12 protein-coding genes, 1 tRNA gene and 1 pseudogene are annotated in these 12,840 nt (G+C 72.9%); 8 read left to right on the top strand and 6 right to left on the bottom strand.

From position 1 onward, the window contains the following. Positions 1-19 precede the first annotated feature (19 nt). A complete protein-coding gene (locus ABGB06_RS31640) occupies positions 20-2,710 on the top strand; it encodes a penicillin acylase family protein (RefSeq protein WP_347596116.1) in 2,691 nt (896 codons plus the stop codon). Between the two features lie 573 nt (positions 2,711-3,283). Here ABGB06_RS31640 and ABGB06_RS31645 read toward each other — a convergent pair. Beyond that, on the bottom strand, positions 3,284-3,919 hold the full coding sequence (locus ABGB06_RS31645; protein ID WP_347596176.1) for a 5-formyltetrahydrofolate cyclo-ligase: 636 nt from the start codon (positions 3,917-3,919) through the stop codon (positions 3,284-3,286). Between the two features lie 149 nt (positions 3,920-4,068). Here ABGB06_RS31645 and galU point away from each other — a divergent pair, with 149 nt between their 5' ends. The 7 genes and pseudogenes from galU (at position 4,069) to ABGB06_RS31680 (ending at position 9,315) form a co-directional block, all read left to right on the top strand. Further along, positions 4,069-4,983 (top strand): UTP--glucose-1-phosphate uridylyltransferase GalU, encoded by a 915-nt coding sequence (gene galU / locus ABGB06_RS31650; RefSeq protein ID WP_347596119.1) that lies wholly within the window; start codon positions 4,069-4,071, stop codon positions 4,981-4,983. After that, on the top strand, positions 4,976-6,292 hold the full coding sequence (gene glp / locus ABGB06_RS31655; RefSeq protein ID WP_347596122.1) for a gephyrin-like molybdotransferase Glp: 1,317 nt from the start codon (positions 4,976-4,978) through the stop codon (positions 6,290-6,292). The genes galU and glp overlap by 8 nt, the downstream gene beginning before the upstream one ends. A gap of 22 nt (positions 6,293-6,314) precedes the next feature. Then, positions 6,315-6,842 (top strand): cyclic pyranopterin monophosphate synthase MoaC, encoded by a 528-nt coding sequence (gene moaC / locus ABGB06_RS31660; protein ID WP_347596124.1) that lies wholly within the window; start codon positions 6,315-6,317, stop codon positions 6,840-6,842. Next, positions 6,839-7,354, top strand: a complete 516-nt coding sequence (locus tag ABGB06_RS31665) for a MogA/MoaB family molybdenum cofactor biosynthesis protein (RefSeq protein ID WP_347596127.1) — start codon at positions 6,839-6,841, stop codon at positions 7,352-7,354. The genes moaC and ABGB06_RS31665 overlap by 4 nt, the downstream gene beginning before the upstream one ends. Next, positions 7,351-8,025 carry a GNAT family protein gene (locus ABGB06_RS31670; RefSeq protein WP_347596130.1) on the top strand — a complete coding sequence of 225 codons (675 nt, stop codon included), beginning with the start codon at positions 7,351-7,353 and terminating at the stop codon, positions 8,023-8,025. Before ABGB06_RS31665 ends, ABGB06_RS31670 begins: the two co-directional genes overlap by 4 nt. Positions 8,026-8,197: 172 nt before the next feature. Then, positions 8,198-9,188 (top strand): annotated as a pseudogene (gene glpR / locus ABGB06_RS31675) (gephyrin-like molybdotransferase receptor GlpR). 53 nt (positions 9,189-9,241) lie between these two features. Then, positions 9,242-9,315, top strand: a tRNA-Ala gene (locus tag ABGB06_RS31680). 78 nt (positions 9,316-9,393) lie between these two features. Here the strand turns inward: ABGB06_RS31680 and ABGB06_RS31685 are convergent. From ABGB06_RS31685 to ABGB06_RS31705, 5 genes are all read right to left on the bottom strand, one after another. Next, entirely contained in the window at positions 9,394-10,653 is a 1,260-nt protein-coding gene (locus ABGB06_RS31685; RefSeq protein ID WP_347596133.1) for a site-specific integrase, read from the bottom strand. Beyond that, positions 10,641-10,856: an excisionase family DNA-binding protein gene (locus ABGB06_RS31690; protein WP_347596135.1), complete on the bottom strand. Its 216-nt coding sequence runs from the start codon at positions 10,854-10,856 to the stop codon at positions 10,641-10,643. The genes ABGB06_RS31685 and ABGB06_RS31690 overlap by 13 nt, the downstream gene beginning before the upstream one ends. Continuing rightward, positions 10,853-12,175, bottom strand: coding sequence for a replication initiator (locus tag ABGB06_RS31695; RefSeq protein ID WP_347596179.1), 1,323 nt, complete (start codon positions 12,173-12,175; stop codon positions 10,853-10,855). The genes ABGB06_RS31690 and ABGB06_RS31695 overlap by 4 nt, the downstream gene beginning before the upstream one ends. A 133-nt stretch (positions 12,176-12,308) precedes the next feature. Then, complete coding sequence (locus ABGB06_RS31700) at positions 12,309-12,503, bottom strand: hypothetical protein (protein WP_347596138.1); 195 nt, start codon at positions 12,501-12,503, stop codon at positions 12,309-12,311. A gap of 17 nt (positions 12,504-12,520) precedes the next feature. After that, on the bottom strand, positions 12,521-12,706 hold the full coding sequence (locus tag ABGB06_RS31705; protein ID WP_347596141.1) for a mobile element transfer protein: 186 nt from the start codon (positions 12,704-12,706) through the stop codon (positions 12,521-12,523). Positions 12,707-12,840 lie beyond the last annotated feature (134 nt).

A 12,840-nucleotide genomic window follows, 5' to 3' on the forward strand; every position in this document is an offset into this window, starting at 1 on the left:
TGCCCTGTGAAGGACAGAGATGCCCCGCGCCAAGAAGCCCAGGCGACGCGCTCGTCTGATCGTGATCGCCCTCGTCCTCGTGCTCGTCGCCGGGCTCGGCTACGGCGCCTACTGGACGGTGAGCACCGTACGGGCTTCCTACCCACAGACGAGCGGGGAGCTCGCGCTCGACGGGCTGTCCGCACCCGTCACCGTCCAACGCGACGCCAACGGCATCCCGCAGCTGTACGCGGACACCGCCGAGGACCTGTTCCGCGCCCAGGGATACGTGCACGCGCAGGACCGTTTCTGGGAGATGGACGTACGGCGGCACATGACCGCCGGCCGGCTGTCGGAGATGTTCGGCGAGGGCCAGGTGGAGACCGACGCCTTCCTGCGCACCATGGGCTGGCACGAGGTGGCGCAGCAGGAGTACGACAACGAGTTGTCCCCGGAGACCAGGGCGTACCTCCAGGCGTACTCGGACGGCGTGAACGCCTACCTCGACGAGAACAGCGGCGCCGAGCTGTCCGTCGAGTACGCGGCACTCAGCTTCGAGAACGACTACCGGCCCGAAGAGTGGACCCCGGTCGACTCGGTGGCGTGGCTGAAGGCGATGGCCTGGGACCTGACGGGCAACATGCAGGACGAGATCGACCGGGCGCTGCTCGCCGGGCGGCTCAGCGAGGAGGAGATCGCCGAGCTGTACCCGGCGTACCCGTACGACGAGCACGCCCCGATCGTCACCGAGCCGGGCAACGGCACCGAGTCCTACTCCGCGCCGTACACCCGGAGCGAGGAGTACTCCGACGCCACCGAGGGCCTCAGCAGCCAGCTCGGATCGCTGTCCGAGACGCTGGGTGAGATCCCCTCGCTGCTCGGCCCGAACGGAGCCGGCATCGGCTCCAACTCGTGGGTCATCTCCGGCGACTACACCACCTCGGGCCAGCCGTTGCTAGCCAACGACCCGCATCTGGCGCCGTCGCTGCCGTCCGTCTGGTACCAGATGGGCCTGCACTGCAACGAGGTCACCGAGGCGTGCCCGTTCGACGTCTCGGGGTTCACCTTCTCCGGGATGCCCGGCGTCATAATCGGGCACAACCAGTCGATCGCCTGGGGCATGACGAACCTCGGCGCCGACGTCACCGACCTGCGGCTGGAGAAGCTGGACGACGGCAAGTACCTGCGCGACGGCGAGTGGGTGCCGTACGAGACGCGGGACGAGATCATCGAGGTGGCCGGCGGCGAGCCGCGGGAGATCACCGTGCGCTCCACGGTCAACGGGCCGATCATCTCCGACCGGGACTCCGAGCTGGCCGACGTCGGCGGCACCGCGCCGGTGGACGCCGACGCGCCGGACCGCGGCAGCGGCTACGCGGTCGCGCTCAACTGGACCGCGCTCACCCCGTCCAACACGATGGACGCGGTCTTCTCGCTCAACGCGGCGACAAACTTCGACGAGTTCCGGGCGGCGGCCCAGGACTTCGCAGTTCCCTCACAGAATCTCATCTACGCCGACACCGCCGGGAACATCGGCTACCAGGCCCCCGGCGACATCCCGGTGCGCGGCGAGGGCGACGGCCGGTACCCGTCCCCCGGTTGGGACTCCTCCTACGACTGGACCGGCTCTATCCCGCAGAGGGACCTTCCGTACGAGTACAACCCCGAACGGGGATACATCGTCACGGCCAACCAACCCGTCATAGATCCGGACGAGTACGAGTACCACCTGACCGAGGACTGGAGCTACGGCACCCGCAGCAACCGCATCGAGGAGCTGATCACCTCCACCATCGAGGAGGGCGGCAAGGTCTCGATGGGCGACATGCAGGACATCCAGCTGGACAACCACAACGAGATGGCCGAGACGCTCGTGCCGTACCTGCTGGACATCGAGATCCGCGACGACTACGTCTCCGAGGCCCAGCAACTGCTGGAGGGCTGGGACTACTCCCAGGACGCCGACTCCCCCGCCGCCGCCTACTACAACGCCGTCTGGCGCAATCTGCTGCAGCTCGCGTTCGGCAACAAGCTGCCGAAGGAACTGCGCGTCGAGGGCCAGTGCCTGGAGGTCCCGCCGGCCGACGAGTCCGAGCCGCTGGAGGACCTCAACGGCAACACCCGGCTGATCGAGGAGTGCGGCGAGCGCTCCCCCGACACCGCGCAGCCGGACGGCGGCGACCGGTGGTTCCAGGTGGTGCTCGGCATCCTCGAGGATCCGGACAGCCACTGGTGGCAGACGCCCGCCACGGCCACCGAGGACGGCACCTTCAACCGGGACGAGTTGCTGCGCCGAGCCATGCGCGACGCCCGCTGGGAGATGACGGCCGAGCTGGGCAAGGACATCGACACCTGGAGCTGGGGCCGGCTGCACCGGCTGATGCTGAACAACCAGACGCTCGGCACCGAGGGCCCGGGACCGGTCCAGTGGCTGCTCAACCGCGGCCCGTACAACCTCTCGGGCGGCAGCGACGCGGTGGACGCCAGCGGCTGGAACGCGGCCGGCGGGTACGAGATCACGTGGGTGCCGTCGATGCGGATGATCGTCGACCTGGCCGACCTCGACGGCTCGCTGTGGATCAACCTCTCCGGCGCGTCGGGGCACACCTACCATCCGAACTACGTCGACCAGACCAGCATGTGGGCGGCCGGCGAGTACCTGCCGTGGGTGCACACCAGGGGCGCGGTCGACGCGGCCGCCCAGGACACGCTGACCCTCACCCCGGGCTAGCGACGCGGCTTCCCGCCGGGACCCCACGCGGACGCCGCGCGCGTTGGTTGCACCCGGTGACGGGCGTATCCGCCGGTCCGAACGCCGCGGGCGCCGCGTGCCGTACCCCCCGCCCCAGCAGCACCGTTCCCGCCGGTCCGAACGCCGCGGGCGCCACCCGGGCCGGCGGTACCGGGCACCGGGAACCGATCCCCGCCCTGTCCGACGCTCCCCCCTGTCCCCGCGGCCGAACGGACCCCGCGCGCGGCGCCGCACAGACCCGTACGCGCGCCCTGAGCGGCACGTCCCCGCCCGTCCCGAACGCCGCGAGGGCCCACGCGGCCCGGCCGGAACCGGACCTCGGCCGGAACCCGGCCGAGACCCGCACCGGCGGCCTCCCGAGGCGAACGGGCCCGCACCCGTTCACTCTGCCCTCGTCACTCGTCCACCCCGCGCCGCGCGCTCGCCCTCCCCGTCACGGCAGCGCCCTGCACCCAGCGCCCGGGCTCCCGCCGGCATGCGGCCGCGTCCGTTCCTCCGGCACACAGACCGTCTCACCGTCCGGAGCCGTCGTCGCCGGCGGGTGTTCCCGGGTCACCCCTCCCCGGAGGGGAACCTGTGTACGCCCTCCGGCGTCACCGCCACGTGCACCGACCGGTCGTGGGGTTCCCTGGGCAGCCGCTCCACCATCTCGTGCCCGTACACGAGCGCGACCAGCGCCGGTTCGGCGCCCGCCGCCGCCAGCCGGCCCAGCACCCGGTCGAAGCTGCCGCCGCCGCGCCCTATCCGCACCCCGTCGCGGTCCACCGCCACCCCCGGCAGCAGCACCACGGCCGCGTCCGTGACCGCCGCCCTGCCGAGCCGGGGCCCCCGCGGCTCCAGCAGCCGGGACCGCCCGGCGTGCGCGGACTCCACCAGCCGCCCCGCGCCCTCGAACTCCGCCCAGTCGAGGTCGAAGTCGGGGAGCAGCACCGGCAGCAGCACCCGCACCCCGCGGCCGCGCAGCGCCGCCAGCAGCCCGGCCGTGCCCGGCTCGCGGCCCACCGACACGTACCCCGCCACCGTCGCGCCGGGCGCCAGATCCGCGAGCTCGGGCAACGCCAGCACCCGCCGTTCCAGCGCGTCGGCGGCGTGCACCACCTCGTCGTCGGCCAGCGCCGCCCGCACCGCGAGCAGATCGCGCCGCACCTCGCGCTTCATCCGGCGGGCCGTCGCCGCGTCGTCGTCCATGTTGCCCATGTTGCCCACGTTGCCCACGCGCTCCCTTCACGACCGGTTACAGCCTCTCCCGCGACCGGCCAACGCCAAAAGCACCCATAGCACGACGCACACCGTCAAAGTGCTCGTCGCTCCAACACCCGGTGGATAGGGTGACCGACATGACGTCACCACGACCCCGGATCAGCAAGGCTGTCATTCCCGCCGCCGGTCTCGGCACGCGCTTCCTGCCGGCCACCAAGGCCACCCCCAAGGAGATGCTGCCGGTCGTGGACCGGCCCGCGATCCAGTACGTGGTGGAGGAGGCGACCGCCGCCGGCCTCACCGACGTGCTCATGATCACCGGGCGGAACAAGCGGCCGTTGGAGGACCACTTCGACCGGAACTACGAGCTGGAGGAGGCGCTCAACCGCAAGGGAGACGACGAGCGGCTGTCCCGCGTCCGAGAGTCCAACGACCTCGCCACCATGCACTACGTCCGCCAGGGCGACCCCAGGGGCCTCGGCCACGCCGTGCTGTGCGCCGCCCCGCACGTCGGCGACCAGCCGTTCGCCGTCCTGCTCGGCGACGACCTCATCGACCCCCGCGACCCGCTGCTGTCCCTGATGACCGAGGTCCAGCAGGCGTACGGCGGCAGCGTCGTGGCGCTGATGGAGGTGGCGCCCGAGCAGATCCACCTCTACGGCTGCGCCGCCGTCGAGCCCGTGGACCGGGACGGGGTGCGCCGGGTGACCGGCCTGGTGGAGAAGCCGGCCGCGGCCGACGCACCCAGCAACTACGCGATCATCGGCCGGTACGTGCTCGACCCCGGCGTCTTCGAGGTGCTGCGCAAGACGCCGCCCGGGCGCGGCGGCGAGATCCAGCTCACCGACGCCCTGCAGGCCATGGCCCTCGACCCGTCCCTGGGCGGCCCGGTGCACGGCGTGATCTTCTCCGGCCGGCGGTACGACACCGGCGACAAGGGCGACTACCTGCGGGCCATCGTCCGCCTGGCTTGCGAACGCCCCGACCTGGGCCCCGACTTCCGGGCGTGGCTGCGCCGGTACGTCGGCGAGGAGATGCCGAACCTTGAGTGACCTGATCTCCGTCGACGACCATCTGTCCGACGTCCTGCGGGCGATCCGACCGCTCGACCCGGTCGACGCGCAACTCGCGGACGCCCTCGGCCGCGTGCTGGCCGAGGACGTCACGGCGCCGGCGGCCCTGCCCCCCTTCGACAACAGTTCGATGGACGGGTACGCGGTGCGCACCGCCGACGTCGCGGACGCCGCCGCGGAGCGCCCCGTCGTGCTCACCGTCGTCGGCGAGGCGGCGGCGGGCGGCGGCGGTGCGCCCGAGGTCGGTCCCGGCCAGGCCGTCCGCATCATGACCGGCGCCCCGGTGCCGCCCGGCGCGCAGGCCGTGGTCCCGGTGGAGTGGACCGACGGCGGCGTCGGCGGCGGCCCGGCGGAGGCGATGTCGCCCGCCCCGGGTCGGCGGGACGGGGATGGCTGGGGCGAGGTGCGGGTATACCGCCCGGCCGGCGCGGGCCAGCATGTCCGGCGGCGCGGCAGCGATATCCGGCCCGGCACCCTCGCGGTCCCCGCGGGCACGGTGCTCGGCCCGCCGCAGGTCGGCCTGCTCGCCGCCGTGGGGCGCGCGACGGTCACCGTGCGCCCGCGGCCCCGGGTGGTGGTGCTGTCCACCGGCAGCGAGCTGGCGCCGCCCGGCGCGGACCTCGCGGCCGGCCAGATCCACGACTCCAACGGCCCGATGCTGGCCGCCGCCGCCGAACAGGCGGGCGCCGCGGCCCACCGGGCCGTCTCCGTGGCCGACGACCCCGCCACGTTGCGCGCCGCGCTGGCGGACCAGCTCGGCGGCGCCGACCTCGTGATCACCAGCGGCGGCGTGAGCGTCGGCGCGTACGACGTGGTCAAGGAGGCGCTCGGCGGGTCCGGGGGCGTGACCTTCCGGCGGCTGGCGATGCAGCCGGGCAAGCCGCAGGGCTTCGGGCTGCTGGACGGCGTCCCGCTGTTCGCCCTGCCCGGCAATCCGGTCAGCGCCTACGTCTCGTTCGAGCTCTTCGTCCGCCCGGCGCTGCGGGCGATGGCCGGGCACCCGCCAGAAACGCTGCACCGTCCCCGGGTCGAGGCCCGGCTCGACCTGACGGCCGCAGCAGAGGGGGGCCCTGGGACACTCACCTCGCCGCGCGGCCGGCGGCAGTTCCTGCGCGGCGTCTACGCGCCGCCCGCCCCCGGCGAGGCGGTCGGCACCGTCCGCCCGGTCGGCGGCGCCTCCTCCCATCTCATCGCCGCCCTCGCCCAGGCGGACGCGTTGCTCGACATCCCGGAGGCGACCACCGAGGTGCGTCCAGGCACACACCTGACGGTCGTGCTGCTGGGCTGAGCGCGGAGTAACGTGACTCCTCATGAGCACCCCGCATCTCACCCACCTCGACGAGGCCGGGGCGGCCCGGATGGTGGACGTCTCCGGTAAGGAGGTCACCGCGCGGCAGGCCACGGCCACCGGCCGGGTGCTGGTCGCACCGCGGGTGGTGGCGTTGCTGCGCGGCGCGGGCATGCCCAAGGGCGACGCGCTGGCCACCGCGCGGATCGCCGGGATCATGGGCGCCAAGCGCACGCCGGAGCTGGTCCCGCTCTGTCATCCGCTGGCGCTGTCCGGCGTGACCGTGGACCTGGCCGTCACCGACGAGGCCGTGGAGATCACGGCGACCGTCCGCACCACCGACCGTACCGGCGTGGAGATGGAGGCGCTGACCGCGGTCAGCGTCGCCGCGCTGACCCTCGTGGACATGGTCAAGGCGGTGGACAAGGGCGCGGTCATCACGGACGTCCGGGTCGAGGAGAAGTCCGGCGGCAGGTCGGGAACGTGGCGCCGCGCCGCCGCGGAGCAGACCGGCGGGAAGGCCGGGGAGAACGGGAGACGCGCGTCATGACGACCACGGGGGCGGCGGGGGCCGCAGACGGGGGCGCGTACCGGGCGCTGGCGCTGACCGCGTCCAACCGGGCCGCCGCGGGAGTCTACGAGGACACCGGCGGCCCGCTGCTGGCGAAGGCGCTCGGCGAGTTGGGCTTCGTCGTCGAGGGGCCCCAGGTGGTGCCGGACGGCGAGCCCGTCGAGGCGGCGCTGCGCGCCGCGGTGAGCGCCGGATACGACGTGGTGCTCACCACCGGCGGCACCGGCGTGACCCCGACCGACCGCACCCCCGAGATGACCCGCCGGGTGCTCGACTACGAGGTCCCCGGCATTCCCGAGGCGATCCGCGCGGCCGGACAGGCCAAGGTACCGACGGCCGCGCTCTCCCGCGGGCTCGCCGGCGTCGCGGGCCGCACCCTGATCGTCAACCTGCCCGGCTCCGCCGGCGGCGTCCGCGACGGCCTGACCGTGCTGCGCCCGCTGCTCCGGCACGCCGTGGACCAGCTGCGCGGCGGCGATCACCAGCCGTGAGCACACACTGGCCCGTCGAACTCGTGGACGGCGAGATCGGCCTGCGCCCCATCAGACAGCGCGACCACCGCCCGTGGCGGGAGATCAACCAGCGCAACCGCGACTGGCTGCGCCCCTGGGAGGCGACCATCCCGCCCGCGCCGCCCGGGCACCTCTCTCCGCGCCGCCCCACGTTCCGCCAGATGGTCCGTCACCTGCGCGGCGAGGCCCAGGCCGGGCGCATGCTGCCGTTCGTGGTGACGTGTCAGGGACGGCTGGTCGGCCAGCTGACGGTCGCCGGAATCACCTGGGGATCGATGTGCGCGGGTCATATCGGGTACTGGGTCGACCGGGCGGTGGCCGGCCGCGGCGTTATGCCGACGGCCGTGGCGCTCGCCGTGGACCACTGTTTCCTCACCCTCGGGCTGCACCGCATCGAGATCTGCATTCGCCCGGAGAACGTCCCGAGCCGCCGCGTCGTCGAGAAACTGGGATTCCGGGAGGAGGGCCTGCGCCCGCGTTATCTCCATATCGACGGCGCCTGGCGGGACCATCTGGTCTTCGCCCTGACATCGGAGGAGGCGCCGGAGGGCCTGCTGCCCCGCTGGCATCGGCAGCGCCGACCGCGCTCCGACTCACCACCGGACGGACAGGGCTCGGCGGACCCCGCCGATTCCGCCGAAATCAAATGAATGTTCGATATTCGGCGGGTCCCGGCGAGGCCGCGACACCGGCTCCGGCACCGGCCCCGTCACCCCCGGGCTTTATAACAATCCGAAGAATTACACGGAAGGAGCGTCAGTTCGGGCGACACACCGCCCGATTTGGCGGATGGACTCGCGCCAATCCCTCTACCGTGTGAGCGTGAGCAGCAGTGGCCTCATCTTCGCAGTGATCGTCGGGGCCTGGGCCGCGTATCTCGTGCCGATGTGGCTCCGCCGGCAGGACGAGCTGAACGAGGCCCGTCCGACGGAGCGGTTCAGCACGGCCCTGCGGTTGCTGACGCGCGGCAGGCGCGCGGCGGCGGGGGACCCCGACGAGGGGGCGACGGCCGAGACCACCGACGAGCCAGCCACCCCGGACGTCTCCGCAGACCTCCGGGCCTTCGCCGAGCCCGTCACCGGCCCCAGCCCCGTCTCCGCGCCGGCCTCGGCCACCGCGCCCGCGGCGTCCCAGCCGCGCGACGCCGAGCCGGCCGCGTCCGGCGGCGGCCCCGGTCCCGCCGGCGGCGGCAAGACCGCGGCGGCCACGGCGCGCGCCAAGGTCCTCGCACGGCGCCGGCGCACCACCATGGTGCTCTTCCTCGCCTTCACCCTCGGCGGCGTCTTCGCGCTCTCCGCCGGCCCCGGCCTGCTCTGGGTCCCGGCGGTGCCCGCCCTGCTGCTGCTCGCCTACGTGGTGCACGTGCGCCGCCAGGAGAACCGCCGCTACGCGGTCGCGCTGGACCGCCGCCGCGCCGAGGAGGCCGCCCGGCGCCTGCACCAGCGCACTCAGGCCAGCGCCGCCGCCCGCCCCGACCCGGAGCCGGAGAAGCCGGCCAGGGCCGTGGTGGAGCAGACCGACCACGCGGAGTGGGAGGACCAGCAGCGCCGCCGCGACGGCGCGGCCCCGGACGAGCCCGAGACCTGGGACCCGGCGCCCGTCCCCCTCCCCACCTACGTCAACGCCCCCGTCGCCCCCCGCACCACCCGCGGCGTTGATCTGGACTCCCCCGGCACCTGGAGCTCCGCCCGCTCCACCAGCGCCGGCGGCACCCCCCAGCCCCGCCCCCGCCAGGAGCCCACGTCCCCCCCGCCGCACCCCCCTCTTCGACCAGTACGCCGACGACGACCACCCCCGCGCCGCCGGCGAGTAACGGATTTCAGCCCGCCCCCGACCCAGTGCTACAGTTTCCACGTCCGACACCACGGGCCTGTAGCGCAGCCTGGTAGCGCATCTCGTTCGCAACGAGGGGGTCAGGGGTTCAAATCCCCTCAGGTCCACCGCAGGTCAGAGCCCCCGCCGAAGATCATCGGCGGGGGCTTTGGTGTGCCGTACAGCAGCGAAGTACAGCAACTCAGCTACTCGGCCGAGGGCCGCTCTCCCAGGTGCCGGCCGAGCTTCCGGAGCGCCGTGCGGGTCGCCTCGGACGGGACGTGGGTGTAGACCTCCATCGTGACCGCGATCTTGCTGTGTCGAAGGATCTGCATGGCGATGCGCGGGTGCACGTCGAGCGCCGCCAGGAGCGACCCGCAGGTGTGCCGGGTGTCGTGCAGCCGGATGCGCCGCACCCCCGCCCGGTCGGCCCGTCCGGCGAACTGCCGGTTGAAGTTCCGCGGCTCGACCGGCGTCCCGTGGCGCGTGGTGAACACGAACCCGTTGTCCGTCCACAGCTCCCCGGCGGCCTCCCGCGCCGCCCGCTGCGCCTCCCGGCGGAGCTTCAACGCGGCGACGCAGATGTCCGGCAGCGGCAGCACGGCCGTCGAGGCTTCCGTCTTGGTCTCGTCGTGCACGAGCCGCCGTTGGATGCGCTGCAACGAGTGCTCAACGGTCAGCTCCCCCGCGTCCAGATCCACGCTGTCCCAGGTCAGCCCGAGCACCTCGCCCCGGCGCAGGCCGAGGACCAGCGTCAGCACGTACGCCGGGTAGAGCGGGTCGCCGGCCGCGCGGGCGGCCTCCAGGAAGGTCCGCGCCTCCTCCACGGACCAGGGTTGCGGCTTCTTCCGCCGCACGGACCGCACCTTGACCAGACCGGCCACGTTCTTGGGTATCAACTCCTCGGTCATGGCGTGCGTGAGCGCCGACCGCAGCACCGTCCGGGCGTCCTGGACCGTCCGCCGGGAGGGGAACTGCTGACAGCACCGGCCGACCGCGCAGCAGTGCCGCCGCTGCATGGGGTCCCGGTGCCGCTCGGGCCGCTTGGCGTCCTTGCCCTGGGCGCAGCACTGGCACTGGACCATCAGGTCGTTGATCCACTTCCGCACGTCGCGGACGGTCAGCTTGTCGAGCCGCTTCGCTCCCAGGCCCGGCGTGATGTACAGCCGGACGTGCATCGCGTACGTCTCATTCGTCTTCGGCTTCAGCTCCGGCTGAACCACCTCCTTGAGCCAGTCGGCGAGGTACTGGCCGAGCGTGGGCACGCTGGTCGCCACCGGCCCTCTGCTGGCCTCGGCGTGGAGTTTGATCCACTTCTCGTGGACGACGGCCCGGGTGGGCCCGTAGACGTACTTCCGCTTGCGTCCGCCCTCGGGTGTGGTGACCCAGGCGTAGGCGGCGAAGCCGTTGCGGTAGGGGTAGATGGAGCCTTCGCCGTTGCCTCGTTTGCCGCTCATGCCGCCCACTCCCCCGCGGCTTCGGCTTCGGCGGCGCAGCGCTGGACGTATTCGTCGACCCAGGCCGGGAGGATGCGGCGGTTGCGGCCGACCTTGACGGAGCGGATCTCGCCGGTGAGGACGAGCATCTTGGTTTTGGAGAGGCCGAAGCCGAGCATGGCGGCGACTTCGGCGGTGGTGTGCCATTTCCTCGTGATCGGTGCCGTCGTCACGGGGTCGGTTCTCCTTCCGTTCCGGGGGTTCCGGGGGCGGGTGCGAGTGAGGCGGAGAGCCACTGTTCGGCGGGGCTCAGGCCGGTTCCGGCGTAGGCCCAGTGGGCGAGGACGAGCGTGGTCTCGCCCGGCTGGTTTGTCTCGCCGGCCTGGACGCGGCGCCATTCGGCGCGTGCGTCGCGGAGCGCGGTGAGGGTGGTGGAGTAGCGGCGGGACTTGGTGGAGAAGTGACCGCGGAAGCCGAGCATGTGGGCCCAGGCGCGCAGGCGGAGGTGTTCCAGGTCCTTGCGGGCCCCAAGGGTCCACGCGGCCCGGATGAGGCGTCGGGCGTGGTCGGAGATGTTCAGCGGCGCCAGTTCGGCGAGGAATCGCAGGGGCCGGTCGAGGGTTCCGGTCGCGGTCTCGGCGCCCTTGGTGGCGTACTTGGCGATGTAGCCGGCGACGGCCTGGTCGGTCAGCTCGGAGCCGCCGTCGAAGTCGGCGGAGCGGATGGTGCGGACGTCGAGTTGCCGGCCGAAGGTGAAGGCGTGGGCCCGTCCGTCGACGACCGGCCCGGTCACGAGCACGGCGGCGGCAGCCGCACGGATCGCGTCGGTCAGCAGCTCGGCGGACGCCCAGCCGGGAGGCGAGGTGGCGCCGCCCTCGGGTCCGTCGAGTCTGATGACCGCGTGGAAGTGCACGGCGCCGCGCTTCTGGTACTCGGCGACCTTGGCGAACGAGACCCGCGCGTGGGTGGCGAAGGCGCGTTGGGTGAGGCCGGCGCGCTTGGCTACCTCCCGCCGAAGGTAGATGGTGAAGCGCCGCCACAGGGCCCCGGCGTGGGCGTTCCACAGCACCGCGGCTTCGTAGTCGTACCGGTCGGGGTCGATGGCCGTGCCGAGGCGTTCGTCATCGGGCGCGTGGATGTCGCCGCAGCGGCAGGTGGGCCGGCCGTTGGGGCGGTTGTGGACCGGGCCGAAGCTCGGCGCGGTGAGCGTCGCGAAGACGCGCGGGTGGGCGGCGACTCGTTCCGGGGTGCCTTTGCCGCCTCGGAGTCCGGCGGTGATGAGGTGGTAGGTGTCGCGGCGGTAGGTCTCGGCGCAGGCGGCGCAGCGGGTGGTGCGGCGGTTGTTGCAGCGGACGAGGAGATGCCCGGCGGGCAGGTCTTCCGACGCCAGGTGCCGGACGGCGGCGCCGATCTCGCCCGTGGTGGTGTCGAGGTGGTGTTCCGTGCGGTGTCCGGCCAGGCGGACCGGGCGGACGCAGCCGGCGAGGCCGGAGAGTTGTTGCCCGAGTGCGGGCAGGGTGCCCGTGGCGGCGAGCCTGCCGAGTTCGGGCAGCGGGGGCGGGATGGTGCGGGTGATGATGGGACTGCTCCTTCGCGGCGTTCGGTCGTGGAGGGGTCTCAGTCCCGGGGCGGCGGATGCTTGGCGGTATCGAGGCCGCCCCGGGACGTTCGCGCGGTGTCGGGGTTCAGTCCTGGTCGTTGTTGACGATGTCGACGCCGGAGCGGGTGCCGGAGTCGATGGCGGGGGCGACGAAGGTGTCGGAGAGGTAGAAGCCGAACAGGGCGATCACGACGACGAGCCAGGGGCGGACGCCGAGGAACTTCACGGCGCCCCAGGCGATGAGGCCGAGGATCACGACGAGCGGCAGGCTGACAGTCACGGCGGTTCGTCTCCGTTTCAGTGGGCGGGGCAGCGGTGGGTGCGGGCGGCGAGTTCGGCGGCGGATCGGGTGTCGTACTCGGCGGAGAAGCCGCAGCGGGGCGCGGTGCAGGCGGCGGTGTGTTTCTCGTTGCCGTGCCGGTCGTTGGCGGTGCCGACCTCGATCGGGCCGAGGCGGACGAGGTTGCGGAAGCGGCGGAGCATGCTGGTTCTCCTAATTCGTGAGTAGGCGGTTCCAGGCCGACCTCGTCAGGGGCCGCTGGATTGACTGATGTAGACGGGTTTCGCGGTGGCCGCGTGGGCGCCGGATGGACTCCTGAGTTCTCCCGGCCCGCTGA

Origin of the sequence: Streptomyces sp. B6B3 (genome assembly GCF_039871525.1) — a bacterium.
Taxonomy (GTDB): domain Bacteria; phylum Actinomycetota; class Actinomycetes; order Streptomycetales; family Streptomycetaceae; genus Streptomyces.

Bases quoted from the DNA above. Each gene is read 5' to 3' on its own strand.
- ABGB06_RS31705 (WP_347596141.1), bottom strand. From the start codon at position 12,706: ATGCTCCGCCGCTTCCGCAACCTCGTCCGCCTCGGCCCGATCGAGGTC.
- ABGB06_RS31665 (WP_347596127.1), top strand. From the start codon at position 6,839: ATGACGACCACGGGGGCGGCGGGGGCCGCAGACGGGGGCGCGTACCGG.
- ABGB06_RS31640 (WP_347596116.1), top strand. From the start codon at position 20: ATGCCCCGCGCCAAGAAGCCCAGGCGACGCGCTCGTCTGATCGTGATC.
- moaC (WP_347596124.1), top strand. From the start codon at position 6,315: ATGAGCACCCCGCATCTCACCCACCTCGACGAGGCCGGGGCGGCCCGG.
- galU (WP_347596119.1), top strand. From the start codon at position 4,069: ATGACGTCACCACGACCCCGGATCAGCAAGGCTGTCATTCCCGCCGCC.
- ABGB06_RS31645 (WP_347596176.1), bottom strand. From the start codon at position 3,919: ATGGACGACGACGCGGCGACGGCCCGCCGGATGAAGCGCGAGGTGCGG.